Genomic DNA, 26,332 nt, shown 5'->3' on the forward strand with positions numbered 1-26,332 from the left:
GTGAGAAAACTACTTAGCGCTCTATTGATTGGGGTAACACTGATTACAGCTGGTTGTGCAAGTGATAAGGCTGCTCGCAGTAAACCTACTGAACAAAAAGTTGATTTAGTTGGTGTTCTCTCGGACGCGCGGAATCCTTTATTCAATAAATTGCTTTCGCCTTTATCTAAAGACCAAGCAATTATGACAGCAAGCTTTGCCAATATTGATAATCTGTCTTCTTCATCTACTTTCGGCCGAATGGCTGCAGAAGTTATCTCTGCTGGCCTTACGAAGAGAGGCTATAAAGTCATTGAAGTGAAAATGCGTGATAGCTTGTTTATCAAGCAACGTGCAGGCGAGTTTATGTTGTCTCGCCAGCTTCAAAATATCTCTCAACAGCATGATGCTCAGGCTGTCCTTCTTGGTACATACGCTATAGGTGGTGAAAACCTTTATGTGAATGCTCGCCTAGTGAGAACGGTTGATAATATTGTGTTGAGTTCCCATGACTTCGTTTTACCTCTTAACAGAGATATAAAGAGGTTATTAGGAGGTAGATAATCTCTTAATGTTTCTAAGGCCGCTACCATAGCGGCCTTTTTTATGATCAATGCTTTATTCTAGGAAATAAAATACCGAATCAAGGGTATTAAGAAAAGGGAAGGCAGAACGGTTTATTCACTGAAATTACCAGTTTTTAAACTGTAACCCGTCGATCTCTTCCCACACAATCTCATCATTTAGACTGCGTACAATCACAATCGACTCGTTCAGATCAGCATGTTTAGTAAACGAACCTTTACGCTCATGCATCGGCACATCCACCAGAATCGAACCATCATCCTCAACCATAAACTGCAGCATCAGATTGTTCTCATCAATCAAACCGATAAAGTTATCCGGCTCTTTCAGCATACTTTGCATATGCTCGATCACATTCTCTAAGGTTTCAGATACAGCCTCATCCGAGCGTACATGCTTATCAGTAGAGTAGTCGGTATAGAAAAATTTAAATGACATGGGTAGAGCCTTAATGCTGACACGAAAAGTTATATTATAACTTATGTAAAGGTACCTTGACCCCAATTATTGGATATTCACAGTATCGCAAACTGCGCGCTTCCAATTGTAATCTGTACTCATGCTAAACCTAACGCCCAAAGCAGAGGCTCACGTTAGTGAATCCTGCCGGCTTTCCTTGTTAACTCACTGATATTTGAATTTTTCCATTCTTGTATTTGTTATATCATTGGGGATTGTTCTAACAATAAATGCTTCCAGATTATGAATTAACGATGGATCTACTTCATAAGCAGAAAAATAGAATGCCAAATCATGCAAATACACATTCGATTTCTTTATTTGCACAGGTTTTTCACTGGCCGGATAGAATATTCCTCGTGTAGGGTGCTCCGCCAAATATACATTTTGCGAAGCCCTATCGCGATTAAACGCATTTTTCATTTCCTTCCACAAACCTTGCGTTTCTGTTTTTCCTGCATATATAACTTTTCCTGCAGAGTTGTAGAAAAAGTATATCCCTTGGCTAGAGTTTAGCTTTTTTCGAATTTGATCATAGCGAGAATTACCATTTATCGTTGTTGGCAAAATCTCCCAGTATGCTCCACGCTTAGACTCAGCATGATCTATTTCAAAAAACTCGACTATAGGCTTTATCGAGTTTGAAATCGAAATCTCAGAATGTTTTTTCATTGAGTTAACGATCATGGATACAATTTGCTTTTCTTTTAGCTCTCGTTCTCCAGCAGCAACCTTTGTTAATGTCGCAAGCTTCAATCCAGTTAAGGCAGCCAGCTCATCCAGAGAATTGCTGCCTAACTCTTCCATTAAAGAGTTAATGATTTTTCTACTTTCCAAAACCCCCTCCTATAGGAGTTAACGCTTGCAGCATGGACGGAATTGAAGCACAGCGTAAATTACGTCCCAATGACTCCGCTTGTTAGGTTTTGAGTTCATGAGACTGAATAATTCCATTACATACATATAGACAGCTCCTGAATGTTTCTTCGGCCTTCTCAAAAAACTCATCATTCAAAATCAGCTCTTGGTGCCCGCCACTGTAATATTTGAGGACATAGCCATCATGGTGATCGTGTATTACCTCGCCATGAGCGAAGGCGTTTCTCCACAGCATAAGCTTATTCAGGTTTGCCTTTAACTTCTTAATACCATCAGGATCGAGCAGTTTGAACTGTTCAAGCATTCTGGTAAATGCCTTTCGTTTAAATGAGAAAGTGAAGTCTGATGTACCAATGACCTCATTTATAAAATAATCTCGCTTATCTTTGGATTCTTTGAACAAGTATTTGCTCATGGCCTCAATAATTCGATCTTCAATCGTAATCATTGCTGCAAGTATTTCAGATCGGTTTTTCTCGATAATGGGTAAATCTACTTCCGCTGAAGACGGAAAACCTCGAGCTTTATCCTCGCGATCCAAGTCTAGCCGGAGTGTAATCGCTTTGGGAAAGTTGAATTCTCGCATAGAAACCTAACAGCTAAATATCCGATAAGTAATTCGTGGAAAGGCGATATCTTGTCGTATATCACAAAATTAAAATTAATCAGGAATGGTCTTTAACCCATTGAAGCTAAATACTTAATTATGGATTTATGAAAATCGAGGGTTTGTAGAAAGGCGAAAAAATGTCGTGTTCCTATGTCAAAATTGAAAAATGGCTATTTATAAAAATCATTCACATTAATCCATTAAGGTGGGCTAACCTATCTCCTTAGTCAATCCAATACTGACAGAGATAGGGATGTTTGAGAAGTGTAGAAAATTGTGGCCTTTGCTTATGCCGATCTTAGCTGGTTTAGACTGTTTTTGGCCGTTGTTAAGAAGGAAACCAATGCCTAGTCCTATTAGCAAACGCTACCAGCGACAACATCACCGGTACTTCCACCAATACACCCACCACAGTCGCTAATGCTGCACCGGAATGTAGACCAAATAGCGAGATCGCCACGGCAACCGCTAACTCAAAGAAGTTAGAAGTACTGATCATGCAAGCAGGAGCTGCGATGTTATGCGGGAGCTTCATCCACTTCGCGGCAAAGTAGGCCAGTGCAAAAATGCCGTAGGTTTGGATCAACAGCGGGATAGCAATCAGTAGAATCGATTGCGGCTGGTTAACGATCTTCTCCGCTTGAAAGCCAAATAACAGAACCACAGTGGCTAGTAGGCCGAGGATCGACCAAGGCTTTAGCGTGGCTAAAAATGATTCTAGGCGCTGACCGTTATCTGCTTTTTCCAGTTTATGCCGTGTCCAGATGCCAGCAATTAGCGGCAATAATACGTACAGCACGACGGATAGCAGTAGGGTATCCCACGGCACACTGATATCACTCACACCTAGAAGAAAGGCGGTGATCGGTGCGAAGGCAAACACCATAATCACGTCATTCACCGATACCTGAACCAAGGTGTAATTAGGATCGCCTTTGGTAAGCTGACTCCAAACAAATACCATAGCCGTGCATGGAGCGACGCCCAGTAGGATCATACCTGCGATATATTCACTAGCACTTTCTGGATCGACCAGATCTGCAAATAGAATGCGGAAGAATAGCCAGCCTAATAGGGCCATAGAGAAGGGTTTAATCAGCCAGTTAACTACCAGCGTCAGCGCGATTCCTTTTGGCCGTTTACCAACATCACGTAGTGCAGTGAAGTCGATCTGTACCATCATTGGATAGATCATCACCCAGATAAACACTGCTACCACCAGATTTACATGAGCAAATTCTAGCGCTGCGATCTGTTCAAAGAAGGTTGGAATAAGATTTCCCAGTACGACACCCGCCAGAATACAGACACCTACCCAAAGGGTGAGGAAACGTTCGAATATACCCATAAAGCGAAAAACCTAATCTTGTTGGTAAGAAAGAGAACTTAGATTATATACGGAAAATCATATATGTGTAATTTCGTATATTTTATGCATGGAGTTTTACATGATTTTGTAGGGTGTAATAGCAGAGCGTATTACACCAATTTGGAGCCTGTTAAACGTGCAATACGCTTCGCTATTGCACCCTACGGTTATTTAATGCAGCCGAATTCTTAAACCTTTTGGGCGAGTACCTAAGTTTCATGGCATACATTATTAAATTAAGCCTACACTATGTGTGTGTATTGTTTTGGTGATAAGGATGTTTGTGATGACGAGAATTGAAGAGGGTTATCTAGATGATGGTGAGCTGGAAAAGCTATTCCCTAGGGCTTTTCTATCTAGGAACAGTTGCTTCACAAACCTATGGCAAATGCTGCATAAGTGCAAAATGAAGTCAGCGCTTTACCCCGATACACAAAACGAGCACCTTGATAGAGTGATTAAAACCCACACGAGTTTTAACTCTTGGAAAGAGATGTATGAGACGGCGCTTGAGCAGTATGCCGATGATTTGTGCTCGAAAGTGGATGATGATCTTTCAATGCACTGAGTTTTAAACCATATAGTCTCTCGGTTAGTAGGGCCGAACCTAGCCGATTCAGGCCCGAGGTCTACCGTCTTTATCTGACTTTTACCGCTTCCAAGGATTCACACTGCCTTTCTTTTCCGCGGCAGCAGCTTCACGTAGTTTGTCCTTCTTGCTCTTACGCTTGCCTTTAACCGGTGCTTTACCTTTATTAGCTAGCACTTCTTTTGGTACTTCTTTAGAGCGTTCGAAGCCTTCGACTTGCTCACGCGGTATCTTTTGCTGAGTACGTTTCTCGATCAGTTTAAAGTGCGCGTCGCCTTCGTGATCGACAAAGGAGATCGCTTCACCTATCTCCCCAGCACGGGCAGTACGACCAATACGGTGAACATAATCAGCAGGGGCGCGAGGAAGATCGTAGTTAAGCACGCAAGGTAGGTTCGGAATATCGATACCACGGGCTGCAAGGTCTGTCGCAATGAGGATTTTACATTCACCTGATTTAAACTCTTGTAGCGCTTGGTTACGTTCTTTCTGTGTTAGATCACCATGTAGGGTTTTAGCTTGAATACCTGAGCGGTAGAGCTTCATCTCGACATTGTTCGCAGCACGTTTGCTGGCAACAAAGATCAGAGCCTGCGCCCAGTGTTGCTGTTTAAGCAGGTGTTTTAAAAGCATCGTGCGGTTGTTATGGTCTACCTCAATCGCACGTTGTACTAACTGCTCTGGGATAGTGCTCTCTTGCTCTATCTTAATTTTGACTGGGTTATCCAGAAAATCGTCGGTAAGTTCCTGCACACCTTTTGGGAAAGTCGCGGAGAACAGCAGGTTTTGGCGTTGCTCTGGCAGTTCATCAAGGATGTCATCCAGCTCATCGGCAAAGCCTAGATCCAACATGCGATCGGCTTCATCGAGTACTAGGGTACTGACGTTACGTAGATCGACTGCATTACGCTCGAATAGATCAATCAAACGGCCAGGTGTCGCGACTACAATATCTGCGCCACCACGCATCGCCTGCATTTGAGCATTGATGGATACGCCGCCGTAAATCGCCAGAGATTTAAGCTTTCTTGGGAAGTTACGGCCGTACTGACGAATCGCTTCTTCCACCTGTACAGCCAATTCACGCGTAGGTACTAAAACCAGCGCGGCCACTAAGTTATTACGTGGCGGTAGGGCTGTCGCTAAACTTTGTAAAATCGGCAGTGTAAATGCTGCTGTTTTGCCTGAGCCTGTTTCTGCTGCAGCTAAGACATCTTTTCCCTCTAGTGTGACCGGGATAGATTGTTGCTGAATAGGCGTAGGTTGTTCGTAGCCTAAATCAGACAGTGCAGATAGCAGAAAATCAGATAGACCAAGCGCAGAAAACGACATATTGAAGTGATAACTCAAGGTGGAAGATAAAGTGATGGGCTATTCTAACAGAAGTCGCTATCAGAAGATTGCTCTTGAGCTCGTCTGATTTAGGGAGTCACAGTTTTCTGAGGTCATGATACTGAGGTGATGGATGCTGCATCAGTTTGTTTATATCAGCCATCAAGTTGATGAATTTACGTTGGAAGGTTTAAGGGAACTGATGATTCAGTCTCGGGCTAAAAATAAGCGTTTGGAACTAACAGGGTTGTTACTGTTTGACCCTCCGCTGTTCTTTCAGGTACTTGAAGGGCCGGAAGCCTCCATCCAGCAGATTGCCGCAGATATCAAAGCAGATAAGCGTCATCGAGATATGGATATTATCTACACCAATGATAATCTGTTTGAACGTGAGTTTTCCCGTTGGCGGATGGGCTTTAGGTTTTTAGGTACAGGGGATGAAAGCTCTTACCAGCATTTGGATGAGCGGGTGAAGCGCTTATTGAGAATGTCTAACCCTAATGGTCAGCTTGCCCATGATGCCTTGGTTGAGTTTAGCGAGATGGACACTAAGTATTTTGATCTGCCATAAACAGGGCTGCTTAAGTCAATCGCTTTAAGCTAGCCCAGTTAGTAATCTTATCTAAACCGTTAATTCTGCCCAGATTGGTGCGTGGTCAGATGGTTTCTCCATGCCGCGAATTTCGTAATCTACGCCTGAGTCAGTGCACTTTTCTAAAAGTGGCGCTGTCAGCAGAATACCGTCGATACGCAGGCCGCGCTTTGGCTCGGCATCAAAACCACGTGAGCGGTAATCAAACCAGCTGAATACTTGATCTTCCTCTGGATTCTGATGACGGAAGCAATCAGTTAAGCCCCAGCCCGTTAACTTGCCATACCATTCACGCTCTTCTGGTTGGAAGCTGGCTTTACCGGTTTTTAACCAACGCTTACGGTTTGGTTCACCAATACCAATATCTTTATCTTCAGGTGAGATGTTTAGATCGCCCATCACCACAATGTTCTGATCAGGTGTGTAGTTTGTTTCTAAGTGGTTCTGTAGATCGGCATAGTACTTACGTTTCGCTGGGAACTTCACTTCATGAGTGATGCTTTCACCTTGAGGGAAGTAGCCGTTCAATACTGTTACTACATTACCTTCGTCAGTTTCATAGTCACCCATGATCATACGGCGCTGAGCGTCTTCTTCATCGGTTAAAAAGCCTTTTTGTACATTGTTCAATGGCTTTTTCGAGATCAGACAAACACCGTAGTGACCTTTTTGGCCGTGGATTTCAACGTGATAACCCATCGCTTCGACATCCGCCATTGGGAAGGCTTCGTCGTGCACTTTGGTTTCTTGCAGGCCAATGACGTCTGGCTGATACTTATCGATAACCGCTTGTAGTTGGTGAAGGCGGGAACGTAGTCCGTTAACGTTAAAGCAAATCAGTTTCATAAGGCCGCAATCCTGAACAAAAATAAAAAATGGATTTTAGTGAACATTTAGCCGGATGGATACTCATAATGAATTAGTAAATTCTATCGGGGTGTTTAACTTTCTTTATTGGCCTTCATATTCAGGTTTCAGTACAGTGAGCACATTGAAGATTGACACAAGAAAAGGAGCCGATTGTGGCGGAATACGATTTTGATCTATTTGTAATTGGTGCGGGTTCAGGCGGTGTACGTGCGGCACGTATGGCAGCAGGCATGGGTGTTAAAGTTGCCATTGCAGAAGATCGCCACCTTGGCGGCACTTGTGTAAATGTAGGTTGTGTACCTAAAAAGCTGTTTGTATACGCATCTCACTACGCAGAAAGCTTTGAAGAAGCGGCAGGTTTTGGTCTAACTCACAAAGGTATGGAGTTTGATTGGCCAACCTTACGTGACAACAAAACCAAAGAGATTGAGCGTCTAAACGGTATCTACCAAAACCTATTGGTGAACTCGGGTTGTGAGCTGATTAACGGTCGCGCAACATTGGTCGATGCGCACACGGTTGCTGTAGGCGATAAACAATACACTGCTGAGCGCATTCTAGTTGCTGTAGGTGGCTGGCCGAATATCCCGGATATTCCAGGTAAAGAGCACATTATCAGCTCTAACGAAGTGTTCTACTTAGAAGAGTTTCCTAAACGCGCTTTGATCGTAGGTGGTGGTTATATCGCCGTTGAGTTTGCTGGCATCTTTGCAGGCCTAGGTGCGAAAACAACTTTGGCTTACCGCGGTGATCTGTTCCTACGTGGTTTCGATAACGAGATTCGTGAATTCACTGCCAAAGAAGTAGCGAAGAAAGGCGTAGATCTACAGTTTAACAACAATATTGAATCGATAGAGAAACAAGCCGATGGCTCTCTACTGGCGACCATGACTGATGGTTCTGTAATCGCAGCAGATCAGATTATGTACGCGACAGGCCGTAACCCTAAGGTTCAGGGCTTGGGTCTTGAAGAGCTAGGTATCGAACAAGGTAAAAACGGCGCTATCGTAGTTAACGATGAGTTCCAGACCAATGTGCCATCTGTTTACGCTGTAGGTGATGTAATTGACCGTGTTCAGCTAACACCAGTTGCGCTTGCAGAAGGTATGGCATTGGTACGTAACCTATATGCAGGTGCAAACCAGAAAGTAGATTACGATCTAATCCCAACTGCTGTGTTCTGTCAGCCTAATATCGGCACTGTCGGCTTAAGCGAAGAGCAAGCGCGGGAGCAGTACGACAATATCGAAGTGTACAAATCTGAATTCCGTGCGATGAAACACACCATCAGCGGCAGTGAAGAGCGTACCTTTATGAAGATGCTGGTGGATGCAGATAGCCGCAAGGTATTGGGCGTCCACATGGTTGGCCCAGATGCGGGTGAGATCATCCAAGGTATCGGTATCGCTCTTAAAGCAGGTGCAACGAAAGAGGTCTTCGATAGCACGATTGGTATCCACCCAACGGCTGCTGAAGAGTTTGTTACTATGCGTGAGCCAAGCTCAAACTAATTTTTCTCCTCTATGGAAAACCAAAAGCCGATGTAAAGGAATCTGCGAACAAGTCCTATACGACTTTGCTATGCCCCTTGGGTACAGGCTTACAGAGCAATTGAAGCACGAGGCAATGATTACAGGCATGCTGGTTGCCTGTCGAAAATCATTAACAAAGTGATTCGGTTGCTCTGTAAGCCCCGCAGGGTGGCTCTAAAACGACCATCTACATTGTCAGTCAGTTTGAAAAGGTCTAGACATTTCACTGCACTGACTTTCGCGTATCTGGTCGTTTTATAACCCACTGAGAAAGTATGAGACTTATTCGCAGGTTCCTTAAATACATCGGCTTTTTTTGTTGCTCGACTTTCTTCTCTTCGTCCCGATAGAATCGATTGATCAAAGCTCGTCTATACTTGTTTTATAGTCTGAGGGGCTTGCTATGAAACCTGTTTTTTTCGTTCTTTTTTATATAGTTATTGCTGCTCAACCAAGCTTCGCAAAAGATACTGTTCGTTACGCTACATCTACAAAATATGCTGATGCTAAACAGCAATATTTCCTCGATCTATTAGATCTAGCCTTAGAAAACACTCGCGATACCTACGGCGACTATAAAGTTCTGCCCGTGATTTTAGAGGTGCCGCAAAGTCGTACCTCAACGTTGATTGAATCGGATAGGGATATCGACGTGGCTTGGCGGATGACATCAGTTGAATTGGAGTATCGGCTAAGGGCGGTACCTGTGCCTCTGTTAAGAGGTTTGATGGGCTACCGCATTGGTATTATTCGTAAGGGCGATCAGAGTCAGTTTTCACCCGATATTTCCAAAGAGCAGTTACAACGTATTGTTATAGGGCAGGGGCATGATTGGCCGGATACGGTAATTTTGCGTGAAAACGGCATGAACGTGATGGCAGGTTTGACTCATACTCTGCACTCGATGCTGGTAAACAAACGTTTTGACCTGTTTTTAAGAGCCTTGCATGAGCCTTGGGTAGAGATCAGTGATAAACCGAATTTGGAAGTGGAACGATATATTCTGGTTCAATATCACGCTCCGATGTTCTTCTTTGTGAATAGAGAAAATGAAAGGCTCCATAGCAGACTTACTGAAGGTTTAAATAAAGCGATCGATAATGGAAGTTTCCAAGCGCTTTTTGATCAACACCCGATTACAGCCGATATTATTGCCAAAGCAAATCTAGAGCATCGGAAAGTTTTTAAACTCACGAATCCGTTGCTTTCGGATGAAACCAGAGCGTTGATAGGTGATAAACGCTTATGGCATTCGTTACAAGTAGACCGGCCTTAAAGTGAGCGTTTTTTTATTGCGCGATTAACAAGTTATTGAAGGTCATATGCATTCTTTAGAATACGTAAAATTTACCGAGATTGAGCCGCTAGAGTTTTTACCTGTGTTAAATAAGCCATCGACACGGGAGCATCTGGTAGATCATGACCTATTTAATCTTGAGATGGTGACTGATTGGATTCAGGAGAAAATAGAGGTTGATGCTGCTGAGGGTTGTAGGGTTAGAGCGATTAAAGTTAAGAACATGCTAGCAGGATGGTGTGGGATTCAGTTGGAAGAAGGAAAATATGAGATCGCTATTGTCATCGACGACAGCTATTGGGGTATAGGAAAACAGATATTTCGTGAAATCATGCGTTGGGCTAAAGAGTTGGGTCACAAAACGATCTTCATTCACTTCCTCCACACGCGACCTGAATATAACTTCTTAAAGAAGTTGTCGAAAAATGTATACGAGAGCGAGCTGATGGGAAGCAAGTTCATGACTTATGAACTAGAGATTGATCGCATTCAAGATAGCTAGAAACCTTTGACAGGTTTTATAGCGTCGGGGTGATTGAGCAATTATTTAAATAATCTTACCTGCCACATAGTTTAATAGTGTATGCCTTAGAATAAATAGGCATATTCTTATCTCTCAAGTGCATTTCATATTTGCAAATGTTTTCACATATTTGTGATTTCCTTTTGCATTTATCCATTGCAATTCAAATGACTAATCTAACTGTCCTCGCATTTAGTTATTGCCTATCTATTAATTATTTCTGAGCTCTCATTCATTAAACGGCAACCTTATTGTGGTTAGGAAGAGCTTGTTTGAATTTCTGCAACTATATTTTCTTAAACTAATAAGAAAAATCCCTTAGGGATGAGGAGGCATCATGAGTAACACTGTGATCGGAAGTCGAGGTGTAGATGTTGTCGATACGACTGAGAGCGCTGATGATGCAAAAGTCTTTACTGGTAAAGGGGACGATGTAGTAACTACCGGCTCAGGTGATGATCTCATTTTTTCAGGTAGCGGAGATGACATTATCGATTCGGGAGGGGGAGATGATGTTCTACTCGCAGGAAGAGGTGACGATACCATTGATGCTGGTAGTGGGGATGACCTAATTCTTGCAGGTGGTGGTGATGATTTAATTACCGGTGGTGAAGGCAACGACTATATCAATGGTGGTAGAGGTTTTGATACTGCTACCTACGAAGGCTTAGTTCAGGCTTATGTAGATGAAAATGGTTTATTGGTACTAAGAGATAGTTGGGGGAAGCACCTTATTTTTGAGGCTGGTTCCCTTGAGTTACCTGATGGAACAGTAATTGATGAAGGTACCGACATACTTCGAAGCATTGAAGCCATTCAGTTCTCAAACTACACATTCTATTTAGATGGTCGTAATAATGAAGCGTTAGCAGTTGATGATTCAGTTAGTACTACTGAGGATGATGTTCTAAACGTAAATGTTCTGGAAAATGATCTAGATCTTGATGGCGATTCTTTAGCTATTACCAGTCTGGATACCTCTAATTCGACAGGACTATTTACACTCAATCTAGACGGATCGATCCAATATAATCCCGCTGATGGATTTCAGTACTTAGCAGAAGGTGAAAGTGCTACTGACACCGTGCTTTACACCATTACAGACGGTAACGGTAGCGAATCTACAGGTAGGGTAACGGTAACGATTACGGGTGAAAATGATGCCCCGGAAGTGGGGGCTCCTTTAGCGATTTTCACCAATGAAGATGCTGACAGTTTCAGTATCAATCTGTTATCAGGTGCTAGTGATATAGATACCAGCGATTCCCTCAATATAACTAATCTTCAGTTACTGTCTGGTGATTCCAGTGGTATTACCCTCAATGGTAATGAGCTTAATGTTGTGCCGTCTGTATATGATGATTTGATTGGCGGTGAAAATTTAGAACTGACTTATAGCTACGATATCGTAGATGGTAATGGAGGTAGTGTTGCTCAAACAGCCTCCATAACTATTCAGGGACGTGATGATTATAGTGGCGGGGTTGGTGTCGATGGTTATATCGTTGGGGCAACAGTTTTCTCTGATGATGATAATGATGGTCAATTAACTGCTGGGGAGGCCTCTGATACAACGGATGGCACTGGTGGCTTTACCCTGACTAATGCTGGCTCAGGACATCTAGTATTGAGTGGCGGCATAGATATATCAACTAACTTAGCCTTTGAAGGTAGTCTGAAAGCTCCGAGTGGTGCTACAGCTATTACCGCGTTATCAACAATTGTGGCAGGGTTGTTAGATACAGGAATGTCTCAAGCCACAGCACTGGATTTGGTGAAATCCAGTTTTGGTATTGATACAAATGCTGATCTACTGAATATCGATCCTGTTGCTGAGACATTAGCGGGTAATGCTGATGGTGAATCAGTAATGGCGATGGCATCACAGGTACTCAATACTGTGACTCAGATTGCCAATCTACTTGAAGGGGCTGGAGCCTCTGATATCTCGCAAAATATCAATGTTGTGTTTACCGAAATCGTTAATGATCTAAACGCAGTGGATTATGACGGCAGCTATGATCTTACTTCTAGCGACAGCGCACAAATTGAAAGCCTGATTAACGATTCCGCGCAAACCTTAGGTATTACGATAACAAGTGAACTCGTTGAAGGGGCTGCGACAGTCATTACAGCTAGCAATGATGTGACTCAGGCTCTGTTGGATGGGGTTTCTTCTGGTGAGGCATTGCTTACATCCATCGCGCAGGTTACTCAGGTTGCTCAAAGCGAAGTTGCTAATTCTTTGGAGGGTGCTGCGGATGATGGATCTACTGAGGCGATCTCAGCTGTTGTTGATCTCTATACGGGACAGAATTTAACGGATGAAATTGATTCGGCTTCGGTTGGTGATATAGATGGTTTTGTTGTAACTCCTGAAGCAGTGCTCTTAAATTTTGAAAGTTTGGAATCAGATACTTATTCAGGTGTGATAGATGCTCCTTATGAAGGTTTTGTTTTCAGTAATTTATATACCCCTTCATCCGGAAACACTGATATCAGATTCTGGGAAACTGATGAAAATTCATCAATCTCTTTTTTCAATAACATGACGGATGCTGCTTCTGGTGATGTAACAATGTTATATGCTGCAGAAGGTATCGGGCTATCTATTCGCGAGGAAAGTGGTTCACTTTTTGACTTCAACTCGGGTGAGTTTTCTGTTAACGGGAGCTATACAACAACCCTAATTCTACGGGGGTATGACCAAAGTGGTGTCCTAATTTCATCCCATGAGCAGGTAATAGATGGCACTCAGTCTCACTTGGTTGAAGTGGTGGGGTTCGATCAAGTATCGAGGGTAGATGTACATACCAAAGCTCAAGAAGGCGTGGAAACTTGGGCCGACGGCAATAGACAAACAATCTTGTTCGATGATTTGGAAATTGTTCCTACAAATGTCATCCCTAACAGTGCTCCAATCACAGCAATCGATAGCAAATTTGTTGGAGAGGATGAAGTTTCCGTCGTATTCACGTTCTCTGATCTTTTAACAAATGATTTGGATCTGGATGGTGATGTTATATCCATAACCGGTTTCGATGATGGAGGTTTACCGCAAGGTGTTTCGTTATTCGTTGATTATGATAATGAAATAGTCACCGTTAATTTTGGGAACACGTATCAAGGACTGAGTACTGACGAAACGGCTCAGTTCAGTTTTAACTATACGGTTTTAGATGATGAAGGTGCGAGCTCTGAGGGACATGTAAAAGTAACCATCAATGGTGAAAATGATGCTCCAACGGTCTCAGAGGCAATTGTAGATACGCATACTGAGCAAGACCAACCATACAATATCGATCTATTACAGTTCGTTGAAGATATCGATACAAATTTAGATCTGTTAACTGTTTCTAATCTTCAGCTGATTAGTGGAGATGGTTCTGGTGTAGTTTTCGATGCAAGCACTAATAGTCTCCAGGTAAACCCAGATCAGTACGATGCTCTATCTTCAGGTCAAAGTGAAGTGATTAACTTCAGCTACTCCATTGAGGATGGTCAGGGTGGCAGTGTTTTACAAACGGCCACAATCACAATTACTGGTGCTACTGATGGCACAGAATTTAATGATTTATTAAGAGTAGGCAGCGATACCAATGACCATCTGGTAGGACATGGTGGTAACGATACACTTCAGGGAATTCGAGGCATTGATATTCTTGAAGGTGGTGAAGGTAATGATCTTTTTTATGTTTACGATCTGACTCCTGAGGATGTCATTGATGGTGGTGCAGGTATAGATAGCGCGATTATTACCAGCCTTTATTCTCCTATATCTGGCTTAACTTTATATGCTGATAGCGAAGGCAATCTAGCAGGTACAGCAGAGGATGGCAGAACTCTTAATCTCATCAGTATTGAAAAAATTTCCCAGTTCTACGGTGGTTCAGGAAATGATTCAGTAGATGCAAGTGGCCTGATTTGGCAAGAACAGATTTCATTAGATGGTGGTAGAGGTGTAGATCAACTAATCGGAACCGATGGTGATGATTATTTCTCTTTAGATGATTTAAGTGGTGCGGATTTATTAGATGGTGGTTTGGGTTTAGATACCGTAATACTTGGAGATACGAGTACATCTTTAGATATTATTTTGAATGGCGATGCTAATGGCCTTTTAGAGGGAAGTATTGGAGGTATAGCCCTTAATCTAAATAATATCGAATCACTTGAGTCATTCTATGGTGGGGCAGGGAATGATCAAGTTGATATTAGTGGTCTAACCCCTCTGGGTTACTCAGATTTATCTGGTGGTGATGGCAACGATCGCTTAACAGGAGCTGATGGCTCTGATTATTTAAATGGTGATGAGGGAACGGATACCCTGTATGGCGGTGCAGGGAATGATTACCTATACGGTGGTTCCGGTAATGACTTCCTCTATGGGAATACTGGGAATGATTATTTATCTGGCGGTTTTGGTAATGATCTCCTTCGTATTGAAGACTTTGATTCATCGGACACTGTTGATGGTGGTGATGGTAGTGATCGGGTTTACTTATCTGGGGTAAGCAGTGAGGCCTTTGTTCTATCTGCAGGAGTTGATGGGACTTTAAAAGGTACTTTGGGCGGTATAGCTCTTAATTTGATCAGTTTAGAGCGTTTATATGGATTCGATGGCGGTTCAGGCAATGATCAAGTTGATATAAGTGGGCTTGATGGTGCTGGCAGTCTACATGGCGGTTTTGGTGATGACTCTCTAATCGGCGGCTCAGATAATGATTTCTTATACGGTGATGAAGGTAATGATTTTTTAACCGGTAATGCTGGAATTGACGCATTACATGGCGGTGCAGGCAATGACTGGTTGTCTAGTGGTATAGGTAATGATTATTTATGGGGCAATGCTGGGGCTGACCAATTCGTCTTTATCTTAGGAGAAACGGGTACAGATCGGTTATACGATTTCAGTGAGGTAGAAGGAGATGTTATAGATTTTACCGGTCTGCTTAGTAACAGTTCGGGCCTATGGAATTCGGGTGAAAGCCTTTCCAGTATTATTAACATCACTTTTGATGGAACTTTATCATCTTTGTCAGTGGATGCTGATAGTGATGGTTTAATCGATCAAACGCTGGAATTTTGGCAGCACGACTTAACGCAATCTGGTGCTTTGGATACAGTTGGTATTCTGAATGATCTAATTAATACCGGCAGTCTAATTACAGGGTTGGATAACCCTCCTCAAATATCTTCACTTCCCGATGACGTACTCCTCGCTGGTAGATTCAACAATAGCGCCACTGGTGTCTTACTCAGTGATGGGGCTACGTTGGCCGGCACTGGTCAGGTTATCAATTTAAGTAAAACCCGCAGTATGGAAGCGGCAGATATTGATGGTGATGGCGACTTAGATGTCGTTACGGCTAATGATACTTCTAATAGTTTGATCTTCCTTAATGATGGTTCTGGGCAGTTTAGCTTGGGGCAAAATCTTAACGATACTAATAATGGCTGGGATGTTGCTTTAGCTGATTTTGATAGCGATGGCGATTTAGATATCTACAGCGCTTATTGGAGTGGATATGACAAGCTCTGGCTAAATAACGGCAGTGGCAATTTCACCAACAGCATCTTTGTAACTGCTAGCAGTGGTGCAAGCCGAGCAGTTGAGGCTGGAGATGTTAATGGTGATGGCCACCTAGATGTAGTTGTTGCTAACAGCAGCAATGGTGGAGGATTGGCCGCAGAGGTTTTACTCAATGACGGAACGGGCAGCTTTACACAATTCACCACATTCGGAACGGACCGAAGTTATGATTTGGACATGGCAGATCTGGATGGTGATGGTGACCTTGATGTAGTGATTGGCACGTACTTAGGCGATAACACTGTTTGGTTTAACAACGGTGATGGTACATACAATCAAAGTGCTCAGGTGCTTAATTCCACATCTGGAGCAACCAAGGTGCTTTCCTACGTAGAACTAGGTGATCTGAATTCGGATGGGAATATTGATGCTGTCGTTGCCAATTATGGCTCCAGCGACGAGATCTGGCTGAATAATGGTGATGGCAGTTTCACGTTGCAACAGACTGTTGGTACATCGACTGATGGAACCAATTCTCATGGCGCATTAGTGGATGTTGACCGTGATGGAGATCTTGATTATTACGCTAACAATGATTCAGGTGGCGATAAAGTTTGGTTTAATGAAGGTGATGGTACTTTCTTAATTAGCGAAACTATGACTGATAATCAGGGCTCAGCTTCAGCCGTTATTGCTGGTGATTTTGATGGCTCAAATAACCAAAGTTCGGGCGGAGATATAATATTAGGCTTTGATGATATTGATCACCCAAGTTCAAACACCGCGCCAGCCTATGTAGTGAATCAATTCGATGATAGTGCATCAGACGGTATAGATCAGGATGGTTACGAAGGCTTCTTGGTTACGAACTTTGGCGTAAGTGAGCTGGATGAGTTCAACCTGAGCGGTAATCTGAGTAATTATGGTGTGTATAACATGCAAGTTGCTTCGGGCACCTCTAATGCGCTCTCTTTAGGCTACAGTGGCAATACTTATGCTATTGAAAGTGCAGATGGCAGTGAATTTGATTTGGCAGGAATGCTAATGGCGTCTTATACATCTGCTGGGCAGGTGACTTTGACAGGCTACAAGGATGGCGTACAGGTTTCTAGCGAAGTGGTTAATGTAAGCCCTCAAGTGGTTGATGCTACCTTCAGCTCGATGACAGATGTAGATCGCGTAGAGTTTAACTCATCGGTCAGTAATGTATTTTTTGATGAAATCAGCTTAACGAGTGTTGATTGGCTCGTCTGAACAATTCACCTTTATGATCTAGACTTAAACACGGTTATACCCGTTGCTAATGAATGGATAACAAAAGGAGTTGCTTTGGACTCTACTTTGGTTTTTGCACGGAATACCGTTAAAAAAGGTATATGGGCGGCCTGCATCATAGGCTTCTTCATAAACCTTCTTATGCTAGTTACCCCTCTGTATATGTTGCAGATTTATGATCGGGTACTTACAAGTCAAAGTGTTGACACACTGTTGTTTCTTTCCATTTTTGCCTTAGGCGCGATAGCAGTTTGGGGCATTCTTGAAGCCATTCGAATGAGATTGCTAAAAAACTTAGGTGAGTGGCTTGCTGATAGTTTTTCGGGTCATGCGCTCAAGCAGTCTATTTTTGTTGGATTAAACTCGGGACAAACTTCTTCGATTCAGTCTAATAGGGATATAGATACACTAAAAAACTTTTTAGGCTCCCATTCTATTACATCTTTGATCGATAGCCCTTGGGCTTGTATCTATTTAGTCGCGATATTTTTTCTTCATCCAGTGTTGGGTTGGATCGCATTAACCGGCGGGGCTTTCCTTTTATTACTTGCTCTCATTAATGATCGCATTTTGACTATATCCCAACATGAATCGGGTCCATTAAAAATAGCAGCGATGAATCAAGCTGAGATGGCTATTAGAAATTCTGATCTGATTTCTGCTATGGGTTTGTCCGACAGAGTTGTTAATCGCTTTCAATCAGCAGCGTCGAAAGCAACTAACATTCAGTCCCCTGTGGATAATAATAGTGGGTTGATTGCTGCTATTTCCAAAACTAGTCGAATGAGCATTCAGGTATTAATTATGGGAGCTGGTGCCTGGTTAACAATTGGTGGGGAGTTGACGGCTGGTGGCATTATTGCAGCTTCTATTTTAGTCGGCCGCGCATTAGCACCTGTAGATCAGTCCATAACATCTTGGCGCATGGCAGCACAGGCAAAAGAGGCTTTACTTCGGTTAGAAGAGCATTTTTTGGGCTACGATCTTCAAGAAAAATCGATGTCCTTACCTGAACCAAAGGGAGATATTTGTGTTGAGCAAGTTGACTTTAATTACTCTGATCAAGAACAAGCTTGTATCAAAGGGGTTAGCTTTAGCTTAAATGCTGGAGAAAGTTTAGCCATCATTGGGCCTTCGGGAGCAGGTAAATCCACTTTAGCTCGATTGCTTCTTGGAAACCTCAAGCCCAACTCAGGCCATGTTCGATTAGATGGTTTAGATATTTCCGAATGGGGTGATGAAGAGAAATCCAAATTCATTGGATACTTACCGCAAGGCATTGAATTATTTACAGGGACGATCAAAGATAATATTGCCAAGCTTGTTCCAGGTAAGCCTGAAGATGTTATTGAGGCAGCAGAGTTAGCACATGCTCATGATCTTATAATGCACCAACCACAGGGGTATGAAACTCATATAGGCCCTAATGGAGCAAAGTTATCGTCTGGGCAGCGCCAAAGAATTGCATTAGCTAGGGCTTTGTATCAAAAACCTAGTGTTGTTGTGTTAGATGAACCGAATGCAAACCTTGATTCAGCGGGGGAGCAGGAATTGCTTCAAGCCCTGCTTGCGTTAAAGCAGGGCTCTATAACAACCATTGTAATATCGCATCACACAAATATTCTCAAACAAATGGATAAAATCTTGATTCTTCAAGATGGAGAATTAAAAGCTTTCGGAACGGAAGAAGAGTTAATGAAGCCTCACAAGCCTGTTAGAAAAGAGGCTAAGGGTTCAGTGATCTTATCTAAGCGAGAGGGGCGCAATAATGCCAGCATTTGATGAGATAAAGCCCCCCGGAATAGGTGTTCAAATCCGTCTGGCTTCTTATGTCATTTTTTTATCCTTTGGGCTGTTTTTTATTTGGGCGATTTACTCGCCATTAGAAAGCGCTGCCATTGCAGTAGGTAAGCTAAGTTCAGAAGGGAAACAAAAATCGATAGAGCATCTAGAAGGAGGATTAATTGAAAGTATCCAAATTGTTGAAGGGCAATTTGTAAGGGCAGGAGATGTTTTAATTAGCTTGGATAAGACTCAAGCTAAGGCCACTTTAAGTATTTTGGAGATGAGGCAGTTTGCTGAAATAGCACTATTGGATCGATTAGAGGCAGAAAAACAACAAGAAGAAGCAATCACATTCTCAAATCATTTAGTCTCAACCCAAAACCCTGATGTTAGAGATATTTTAGAGAGTCAGAGACGAATATTTGAAGAAAAGAAAACCGTGTTGAGTGAAAAAGAGGCGATGCTAAATAAGCAGGTAGCTCAATACGAAGCCGAAAAGTCGGGGCTTACCAGCGAAATCCACTATTTGAATAAAAGGATAGCTATTACACAGGAGGATATTGATAGCTATCTAATGCTAAAGAAAAAAGGCATAACTGAAGGGAAGATTCGTTTAAATGCGTTGCGTCGCCAGCTAGCTGAATTGATGGGTGAACGTAGTAAAAATCGAGCAGCTATATCTCGCAGTGAGCAAAAGATCTCGGAAACACATCTTCGCAAAAAGGCTTTGAGAGCCGATGCCGATAGTGAGGTCGTGCAGGAATTACGTGAAGTTCAATCAATTTTGTTTGATTTAGAGGAGAAAGTTCTAGCGGCTAAAGACATTCTTCAGCGAACTGATATTCGAGCGCCAGTGTCTGGATTAGTTGTGGGCCTTCAGGTACATACTGTCGGATCTGTGGTAAGCCCCGGTGAAGCGCTGATGGGAATAGTTCCAGATCAAAAGGAATTAGTCGTTGAAGCTAGAATAAGTCCAATGGATATAGATATTGTAAGAGTCGGTTTGCCGGCGAATGTGCGTTTAACTTCTTTATCCAGCCGTAATTTCCATCCTATAGAAGGAGAAGTAACAAAAGTTTCAGCTGATCGATTTGTAGATGAGCGAACTGCGGACGCTTATTATGAAGCAGAAGTGAAGATCACAGGTGATTTGTCAGAGTGGGAAGCGGGCCAGTTTTTGTATCCCGGTATGCCTGCTGAGGTTATGATTCTTACAGGTAAAAGAACACCGATTGAATATTTGTTAGATCCTTTGAGCGCGAGCTTCAATCGCGCTTTTAAAGAGAGTTAACATTTCTATTCTTAAGGTAATTACCTCGAACAAATCGCTGAGCTAGTTAGAAAAAAGCCCATCCAGCGATTGCAAACCCTGCTACAAGCGCCAAGATCGGCGGCTTAAATTTCTGTAGGGTAAAGAAGCCGATAATCACCAATGCCATATCTAATCCAGAGGTCACGCTGGTGATAAAGACTGGCTGGTACAGAGCAGATAGTAGCAAACCCACGACCGCTGCGTTAATCCCCCAAACGGCATCCGCAATTTTAGGTTGAGCCGCTAATGACTCCCAAGCACCTTGTAGACTCAATACCAGTAAAAAACCCGGTAGAAAAACAGCTAGCGTTGCTATGATGGCTCCCATTAAAGCCGCATTACTTTGCATATCCGCACCAAGGAAAGTTGCAAGGGTAAACATTGGGCCAGGGATGGCTTGGGCTGCTGCATAACCGACGACAAAACGGTCTGGATCTACAGCTTCGCCAAGGGTCTGTTGCAGAAGCGGAAGGACTACATGACCACCACCAAACACTAAACTACCCGCTTGGTAAAACGCGTTAAAGAGTGCTGCCCAGTCAGAAACAAGGGCGAATAATGGCATCAGAATAAACAGTAGGCCGAAGATGATTAACGGCAGTTTTGCCGGTTGTTCTTTTTTTGTAATTTCTTCTTCTGATTCTTTATCAGATGAAGTCGGTTCCGCTTTTTTAAGATAGATACCTACCGACGCTGCGATAAGCAGTACGGCCATTTGCGTCCACAAAGAAGGGGCAATTAGAAGAGCCACAGCGGTGAATATAGCAATGCTGAGTGATTGGTTATCTTTGCAGAAATTGCGTTGCATGCTCAGCGTTGCATCAGCAACGACGACAACGGCTAACAGCTTGAGTCCATGAACGGCACCCGTTAGAAAGCTACCGCTGTTTTGTGTATCAGTTGTGGCAAGTAGATAGAGAATGAGGAAAGAGGGTAGTGTAAAACCAAGGAATGCAGCAATACCGCCATAAAGGCCCGCTTGTCTTAGGCCCAATGCAAAACCCACTTGGCTTGAACCAGGTCCCGGTAGAAATTGACTAAGGGCAACTAGCCTTGCGTAGGAATCCTGATCGATCCATTTCTTCTCTTGTACAAAGGCTTTTTGAAAGTAACCGATATGTGCAGCAGGGCCGCCAAAACTGGTGCAGCCCAATAATAGGAATCGCCAAAAGACTTCCCAAACCTTGTCCATGTTCTGTCCTGTTCTCATCTAAAAAATTTTAGCAGAGTAAAGCAGTACTGTGACAGGTTTATGACTTTTCTTGATTTTCTAGTGTGCTTTCCAGCTTATTTTTAGCCGTGATCCATTGGGACATATATTGGGTGCTTTTAAGGCTGTGGTGATTCAGCATGGCTCCTGTGAAATTTTGTAGACGATGTTGCTCTAGGTTTTCCAGCAGCGCTTTGATACGGGAAATCAAAGCAGGCCCTGTTTGGTTACCATCGTATCTATTTTGTAGCAGTGCTTTATTATATTGCTGAGCGCGTTGCCATGCTTGCTGATCTAGATATAGCTCTACTGCAGCTTCGATAAAGGCTTCATCGTTATCAGCAATGGTTCCCGGCCATTGGATAGGATCAGAGAGCATTCCTTCGCTACCTATAGATGTAGTTATGCTTGGTGTACCGCAGACCATCGCATCCAGTAACTTACCTTTTATACCTGCGCCAAAGCGTAGTGGGGCAAGGCAAACGCGGGCTGATTTAAATGTATCGTAGGCATCTTCCGCCCAGCCTTTGATAAGAAAGCCTGTTTTAGGATTGTTTAGCGCCGTGGCTTTCGGTGGTGGATAAGATCCCCAGATATGTAGCTCTGCATCGGTTTCGCCGCGTTCTTTTAGGCGCTGGCGTATTTGCGGCCACAACCTTTGCATCTCCAGTACAGAATCCCAATTAGGCGCATGGCGGAAGTTACCGATCATCATAAAGTGAGCGCGCTTTTCAAAGCTTGGAACCTGGTCTGGCAGCTTATCCAGATCGAGCATAAAAGGCAGATGATGGAACTGTTGCTTTGGTACCGAAAACTGATTTTTCAAAAGCTCTGTTTCGTAATCGGAGATGATTAGCGAAAGGTCGGAACGATAGATCGCTGCGATCTCTCGTTTGGCTAGATCAGAGTATAGATCCGTCAGCGTCATATCGCGGTTTTGTTTTACGGCTTGATGACGGGCATTACGTAGACATTGAAGATCTTCGGTATCCAAAATGCGTAGGGCATTAGGGCAGTTCTTTTCTACTCGCCAGCCAAATTGTTCTTCCATCATAAAGCGGTCGAACATCACGATATCGGGATTAAGATCGCTAATGAACTGATCAAAGCAATCACTGTTAAGTTGAATGTTACAGTGAGCGATGCCTTCATCATCTAGGTTGATCATATGCTCTGTGGTTTGGGCAGGGCTGGCAAATGTAACCTCCCAACCTTGCTGCTTGTACAAGCGTAATAGTGACAGCATATGGCTACCAGCTGCAGAAGAGTTGGGTTCGGGCCAGACGTAGCCGATGACTAAAACGCTAAACATAGGGTTAACCTAGAAAGAAAAACCAGCATTCTACCTTTTATTTGTAAGGTTTCTATAAGTTGTCATCTTTTGCTGTTTAAATGGATGAATTCTAAGGAGGAACTATGACACTGAAAGACCAGTTTGAGCTGATGGCTCGTTATAACCAATGGATGAATGAAAGTATCTACGAAGCCGCAAGCGAGCTTGAAGAGGGAGAAGTTAGTAAAGATCAGGGAGCTTTTTTTGGGTCTATTTTAGCTACGCTCAACCATATTTTGGTGGGTGATATTATCTGGTTAAAACGTTTTGCCGATCATCCATCAACTTACAAAAGTTTAGAAGAAGTAAGAGTGATGGAGCGCCCAGCCAAGCTAAACACGTTAGTTTATTCCGATTTTGAAGAGCTACGCGATGCGCGTTATTTGATTGATCGTGCCATTGTTGAATTATGCGATGAGATCGAAGTTTACGATCTTAACCACTCCTTGGTTTACTGCAATATGCAGGGTAATAAGTTTGAAAAGCGTTTTGGCTATCTGCTGCAGCATTTCTTTAATCATCAAACCCATCACCGCGGGCAGGTGAGTACGATGCTGAGCCAAAAAGATATCGATCTGGCAGTGACTGATCTATTAGCGGTTATCCCAGAAGCCTAACGTTAGAGGTTAAAATCGCTTATGCTGTAAATCAGGTTGAGGTCACTGATTAATCATTCAAGGAGTAGAGAGTGAAGTTACATATCACAAATGGCGATTGCGCCGGGGATATGCTGCAGGAAGCAGACGGCATTGAAGGCGAAGTATTATGTTGGCGGGACTTGTTACATGATGGCCCAGTTTTAAGCCAACCTGCGTTAAATCGTGAAGCGCGGATCAACTTTGTGACGGATCTATTAGAGAGCAGTGATCTAGATATTGATGATCCTAAAACGCTAGTTGCCAAGGATTTTACCGAGCGTGATCAAGTGCTAGCACGCGCCGCAGAATTTGATGAAATCGTTCTCTGGTTTGAACATGACCTCTATGATCAGTTGCAGTTGTTAGATGTTTGTCAGCACCTTTATTCTCCGCTTAATCAATTACCGAAGCTTTCTATCATCTGTATTGATGATCATCCTGCTGTTCCTTTCTTTCATGGCTTCGGTAACCTCACCCCGGATATGTTGGTTGGCCTCTATCCAGGGCGAGAGCCACTCACTGCTGAACAACTCAAGTCAGCAACTGATATATGGTCAGCTTTAACCGCTGCCAGCCCTGAGCGATTAGCCGAATATGCAGCTGAACAGGTAAAAGGTTGGCCCTATATGCAAAAGGCATTAAGACGCTTTTGCTGTGAATTTCCGGCTTTAGAAACGGGTTTAACTTTAACCCAGACCTATCTTCTCCTTACCCTTTTAAAAGCGCCAGATGAGTTACCTGCATTGGAAGTACATCTAGCGCTGCTGGAGCAGCATGGCAGACTACCCGAAGGTGTGACTGCGCAAAGTCGTTATTACGAAATACTATCAGGCCCGGCAACTTTTCAGCGAATTTTCCATCATCTACAGCGATTAGAAGTGGATCCTTTTATGGGTGACTTATCGGTTAAACATGAGTTGGATCGCTTGATCGGGGCGGAAGAACCCTACGTGAGTGTGACCGAAGGTGAGTCGGAAGTTTATTCGCTCACCGCAGCAGGTGCAGAGGCACTTCAAGGTATCCGCCACTGGCAGCAAAGAAATCATTACGGGTTATGGCGAGGTGGTGTCGAGATTACGGACGATAACCTATGGTTGTGGGATCAACAGCATAAGAAGTTTTCGTTACACGCATAAGCTTATTAAGGCTTATGCGGCAATGGTATTCTCATCGCTGTATTGAGCGGCAATCTCTTTAAACTCGTTTTCTAAGTCTAAAAAGGCTTCGACGACTTCTGGATCAAAGTGATTGCCTTTACCTTCCACGATAATATCTCTAGCCTTGTCGTGACTGAACGCCGGTTTGTAGACGCGTTTGGAGATAAGGGCATCATAAACATCAGCTACGGCCATTAGACGACCTGATAGCGGGATCTCTTCGCCCTGTAGGCCTCTAGGGTAGCCTTTACCGTCCCACTTCTCGTGATGGGTTAAGCTGATTTCACGGGCAATTTTCAAGAATGAGTTACTACCCAGTTGGTTCTCTGCGACTTCTAAAGCATCAGCCCCAATCTGCGGGTGCTGCTTCATAATGTCGAACTCTTCATCTGTCAGCTTACCTGGTTTGAGCAGAATACTATCTGGAATACCGACTTTACCGACATCGTGAAGTGGTGCTGATTTATAAAGTAGTTCGATTGTTTCTGATGTTAGGTAATCGGCGTGCTTAGGATTCTGGCGTAACTTAATCGCTAAGGCGCGTACATAGTTTTGGGTACGTAAAATATGACCGCCGGTTTCGTTATCGCGGGTTTCCGCCAAACTAGCTAATCCTAAGATACTGGCATCACGAGTTACGTTTAACTCGCGTGTACGTTGCGCCAGTGAATTGATCATCTGGTTGGTATGCAGTGCCATCAAACCAAATTCATCATTGGTAGTAACCGGCACTTCTGTATTTAACTCGCCTAGGGACACCTGTTCGAGCGTGCTGTTTTCTGCCTGAATAAAGAACTTGAGGTTACGCGCATAGCCTAAAATAATAGTTAAAATATAAGCCATGACTACACCGACGACAAACACGATTTCCGTCAGGATATAGCGTTGAGAGGTTTCCAGTGGAATGCTGTCGCCAGTGTGAATCAGCCACTCCAAGTCTTTATTGATCACTAAGAACACAACACCTATCACTGAGATAGCGCAGATTGTTGCAAACCAAGTGAATTTCTTAGTAAGCGGGTAGGGAGAGCTATCTGGCTCTAAATGCTCTTTCTGCGCTTGTAAACATTGAGCTAGCTTATGTTCTTTGAACAGGGCTAGATCACAAGAGATTAGGTAACCCAGTACGCCCATACCAACTAACACTTTGCCTGCGCTTTCAAACGGGAATTCATAAACTAGCGTGTTGAATAGGCCAAGTAGAATTGAGCAACCAATAAACAAACCAAGATCGATTTTGAACTGGAAGCTAACTTTGGTTTTTAACGGTTGCTTTTGAATCTGTCCTTCAAGCAGGTATCTCAGGCTGCCCTGAATAATAAACGTCACTAATATGGGCAAGAGCAGTTGCGCGGTGGTGAGAGAATCTAAGAACGGACATACTTGAACGCCATAGATAGAGAACAGCGTCATCGCGATCAAGTAGTGGATTATGGTGCGTTTTGTTGTAGTCATCAGTCCATTAAACACGAA

General features: G+C 43.3%; 20 protein-coding genes. 11 read left to right on the forward strand and 9 right to left on the reverse strand.

Features of this window, described 5'->3' with window-relative positions; translation table 11 throughout:
* The gene (locus ACMXYV_RS05610) at positions 1-543 is read left to right on the forward strand and encodes a FlgO family outer membrane protein (RefSeq protein WP_415890788.1); all 543 of its coding nucleotides are present in this window, start codon (positions 1-3) and stop codon (positions 541-543) included.
* A 126-nt stretch (positions 544-669) separates the two neighbouring features.
* Here ACMXYV_RS05610 and ACMXYV_RS05615 read toward each other — a convergent pair whose 3' ends face one another.
* The 4 genes from ACMXYV_RS05615 to arsB form a co-directional block, all read right to left on the reverse strand.
* Positions 670-1,002, reverse strand: a complete 333-nt coding sequence (locus tag ACMXYV_RS05615) for a hypothetical protein (RefSeq protein WP_415890789.1) — start codon at positions 1,000-1,002, stop codon at positions 670-672.
* Between the two features lie 186 nt (positions 1,003-1,188).
* Positions 1,189-1,860, reverse strand: a complete 672-nt coding sequence (locus tag ACMXYV_RS05620; RefSeq protein ID WP_415890790.1) for a hypothetical protein — start codon at positions 1,858-1,860, stop codon at positions 1,189-1,191.
* Positions 1,861-1,942: 82 nt separating this feature from the next.
* On the reverse strand, positions 1,943-2,488 hold the full coding sequence (locus ACMXYV_RS05625) for a hypothetical protein (RefSeq protein ID WP_415890791.1): 546 nt from the start codon (positions 2,486-2,488) through the stop codon (positions 1,943-1,945).
* A 352-nt stretch (positions 2,489-2,840) separates the two neighbouring features.
* Positions 2,841-3,860, reverse strand: a complete 1,020-nt coding sequence (arsB, locus tag ACMXYV_RS05630) for an ACR3 family arsenite efflux transporter (RefSeq protein WP_415890792.1) — start codon at positions 3,858-3,860, stop codon at positions 2,841-2,843.
* A 307-nt stretch (positions 3,861-4,167) separates the two neighbouring features.
* Between arsB and ACMXYV_RS05635 the strand changes: the two genes are divergently transcribed.
* A complete protein-coding gene (locus tag ACMXYV_RS05635; RefSeq protein WP_415890793.1) occupies positions 4,168-4,449 on the forward strand; it encodes a hypothetical protein in 282 nt (93 codons plus the stop codon).
* Positions 4,450-4,530: 81 nt separating this feature from the next.
* On the opposite strand, the gene ACMXYV_RS05640 is transcribed toward ACMXYV_RS05635, so the two are convergent.
* Positions 4,531-5,802, reverse strand: a complete 1,272-nt coding sequence (locus tag ACMXYV_RS05640) for a DEAD/DEAH box helicase (RefSeq protein ID WP_415890794.1) — start codon at positions 5,800-5,802, stop codon at positions 4,531-4,533.
* Positions 5,803-5,935: 133 nt separating this feature from the next.
* Between ACMXYV_RS05640 and ACMXYV_RS05645 the strand changes: the two genes are divergently transcribed.
* Complete coding sequence (locus ACMXYV_RS05645; protein ID WP_415890795.1) at positions 5,936-6,373, forward strand: BLUF domain-containing protein; 438 nt, start codon at positions 5,936-5,938, stop codon at positions 6,371-6,373.
* 51 nt (positions 6,374-6,424) lie between these two features.
* On the opposite strand, the gene xthA is transcribed toward ACMXYV_RS05645, so the two are convergent.
* The gene (xthA, locus tag ACMXYV_RS05650) at positions 6,425-7,240 is read right to left on the reverse strand and encodes an exodeoxyribonuclease III (RefSeq protein WP_415890796.1); all 816 of its coding nucleotides are present in this window, start codon (positions 7,238-7,240) and stop codon (positions 6,425-6,427) included.
* 176 nt (positions 7,241-7,416) lie between these two features.
* Here xthA and gorA point away from each other — a divergent pair, with 176 nt between their 5' ends.
* The 6 genes from gorA (at position 7,417) to ACMXYV_RS05680 (ending at position 20,500) form a co-directional block, all read left to right on the forward strand.
* A complete protein-coding gene (gorA, locus tag ACMXYV_RS05655) occupies positions 7,417-8,775 on the forward strand; it encodes a glutathione-disulfide reductase (protein WP_415890797.1) in 1,359 nt (452 codons plus the stop codon).
* A gap of 424 nt (positions 8,776-9,199) precedes the next feature.
* Positions 9,200-10,072, forward strand: a complete 873-nt coding sequence (locus ACMXYV_RS05660) for a hypothetical protein (RefSeq protein ID WP_415890798.1) — start codon at positions 9,200-9,202, stop codon at positions 10,070-10,072.
* Positions 10,073-10,118: 46 nt separating this feature from the next.
* Positions 10,119-10,595, forward strand: a complete 477-nt coding sequence (locus ACMXYV_RS05665) for a GNAT family N-acetyltransferase (protein ID WP_415890799.1) — start codon at positions 10,119-10,121, stop codon at positions 10,593-10,595.
* Between the two features lie 358 nt (positions 10,596-10,953).
* Entirely contained in the window at positions 10,954-17,403 is a 6,450-nt protein-coding gene (locus tag ACMXYV_RS05670; protein WP_415890800.1) for an FG-GAP-like repeat-containing protein, read from the forward strand.
* A 75-nt stretch (positions 17,404-17,478) separates the two neighbouring features.
* The gene (locus tag ACMXYV_RS05675; protein ID WP_415890801.1) at positions 17,479-19,206 is read left to right on the forward strand and encodes a type I secretion system permease/ATPase; all 1,728 of its coding nucleotides are present in this window, start codon (positions 17,479-17,481) and stop codon (positions 19,204-19,206) included.
* Positions 19,193-20,500, forward strand: coding sequence for an HlyD family type I secretion periplasmic adaptor subunit (locus tag ACMXYV_RS05680; protein ID WP_415890802.1), 1,308 nt, complete (start codon positions 19,193-19,195; stop codon positions 20,498-20,500). Before ACMXYV_RS05675 ends, ACMXYV_RS05680 begins: the two co-directional genes overlap by 14 nt.
* Positions 20,501-20,546: 46 nt before the next feature.
* Here the strand turns inward: ACMXYV_RS05680 and chrA are convergent, their stop codons facing one another.
* Both chrA and ACMXYV_RS05690 read right to left on the reverse strand, forming a co-directional pair.
* Entirely contained in the window at positions 20,547-21,713 is a 1,167-nt protein-coding gene (gene chrA / locus ACMXYV_RS05685; RefSeq protein WP_415890803.1) for a chromate efflux transporter, read from the reverse strand.
* 58 nt (positions 21,714-21,771) lie between these two features.
* Positions 21,772-23,043, reverse strand: a complete 1,272-nt coding sequence (locus ACMXYV_RS05690) for a glycosyltransferase (protein ID WP_415890804.1) — start codon at positions 23,041-23,043, stop codon at positions 21,772-21,774.
* Positions 23,044-23,147: 104 nt separating this feature from the next.
* On the opposite strand from ACMXYV_RS05690, the gene ACMXYV_RS05695 reads away from it, so the two are divergent.
* Together ACMXYV_RS05695 and ACMXYV_RS05700 are read left to right on the forward strand one after the other, a co-directional pair.
* Positions 23,148-23,681 (forward strand): DinB family protein, encoded by a 534-nt coding sequence (locus tag ACMXYV_RS05695; RefSeq protein WP_415890805.1) that lies wholly within the window; start codon positions 23,148-23,150, stop codon positions 23,679-23,681.
* 71 nt (positions 23,682-23,752) lie between these two features.
* On the forward strand, positions 23,753-24,838 hold the full coding sequence (locus tag ACMXYV_RS05700) for a DUF1835 domain-containing protein (RefSeq protein ID WP_415890806.1): 1,086 nt from the start codon (positions 23,753-23,755) through the stop codon (positions 24,836-24,838).
* Positions 24,839-24,850: 12 nt separating this feature from the next.
* On the opposite strand, the gene ACMXYV_RS05705 is transcribed toward ACMXYV_RS05700, so the two are convergent.
* A complete protein-coding gene (locus tag ACMXYV_RS05705; protein WP_415890807.1) occupies positions 24,851-26,314 on the reverse strand; it encodes an HD-GYP domain-containing protein in 1,464 nt (487 codons plus the stop codon).
* Positions 26,315-26,332: the final 18 nt, after the last annotated feature.

Source organism: Neptuniibacter sp. SY11_33 (assembly GCF_047778025.1).
Lineage (GTDB): Bacteria > Pseudomonadota > Gammaproteobacteria > Pseudomonadales > Balneatricaceae > Neptuniibacter.

Bases quoted from the DNA above. Each gene is read 5' to 3' on its own strand.
- ACMXYV_RS05615 (WP_415890789.1), bottom strand. From the start codon at position 1,002: ATGTCATTTAAATTTTTCTATACCGACTACTCTACTGATAAGCATGTA.
- ACMXYV_RS05690 (WP_415890804.1), bottom strand. From the start codon at position 23,043: ATGTTTAGCGTTTTAGTCATCGGCTACGTCTGGCCCGAACCCAACTCT.
- ACMXYV_RS05670 (WP_415890800.1), top strand. From the start codon at position 10,954: ATGAGTAACACTGTGATCGGAAGTCGAGGTGTAGATGTTGTCGATACG.
- ACMXYV_RS05660 (WP_415890798.1), top strand. From the start codon at position 9,200: ATGAAACCTGTTTTTTTCGTTCTTTTTTATATAGTTATTGCTGCTCAA.
- chrA (WP_415890803.1), bottom strand. From the start codon at position 21,713: ATGGACAAGGTTTGGGAAGTCTTTTGGCGATTCCTATTATTGGGCTGC.
- ACMXYV_RS05695 (WP_415890805.1), top strand. From the start codon at position 23,148: ATGACACTGAAAGACCAGTTTGAGCTGATGGCTCGTTATAACCAATGG.
- ACMXYV_RS05705 (WP_415890807.1), bottom strand. From the start codon at position 26,314: ATGACTACAACAAAACGCACCATAATCCACTACTTGATCGCGATGACG.
- ACMXYV_RS05645 (WP_415890795.1), top strand. From the start codon at position 5,936: ATGCTGCATCAGTTTGTTTATATCAGCCATCAAGTTGATGAATTTACG.
- ACMXYV_RS05665 (WP_415890799.1), top strand. From the start codon at position 10,119: ATGCATTCTTTAGAATACGTAAAATTTACCGAGATTGAGCCGCTAGAG.
- arsB (WP_415890792.1), bottom strand. From the start codon at position 3,860: ATGGGTATATTCGAACGTTTCCTCACCCTTTGGGTAGGTGTCTGTATT.
- ACMXYV_RS05625 (WP_415890791.1), bottom strand. From the start codon at position 2,488: ATGCGAGAATTCAACTTTCCCAAAGCGATTACACTCCGGCTAGACTTG.
- ACMXYV_RS05635 (WP_415890793.1), top strand. From the start codon at position 4,168: ATGACGAGAATTGAAGAGGGTTATCTAGATGATGGTGAGCTGGAAAAG.
- ACMXYV_RS05680 (WP_415890802.1), top strand. From the start codon at position 19,193: ATGCCAGCATTTGATGAGATAAAGCCCCCCGGAATAGGTGTTCAAATC.
- ACMXYV_RS05640 (WP_415890794.1), bottom strand. From the start codon at position 5,802: ATGTCGTTTTCTGCGCTTGGTCTATCTGATTTTCTGCTATCTGCACTG.
- xthA (WP_415890796.1), bottom strand. From the start codon at position 7,240: ATGAAACTGATTTGCTTTAACGTTAACGGACTACGTTCCCGCCTTCAC.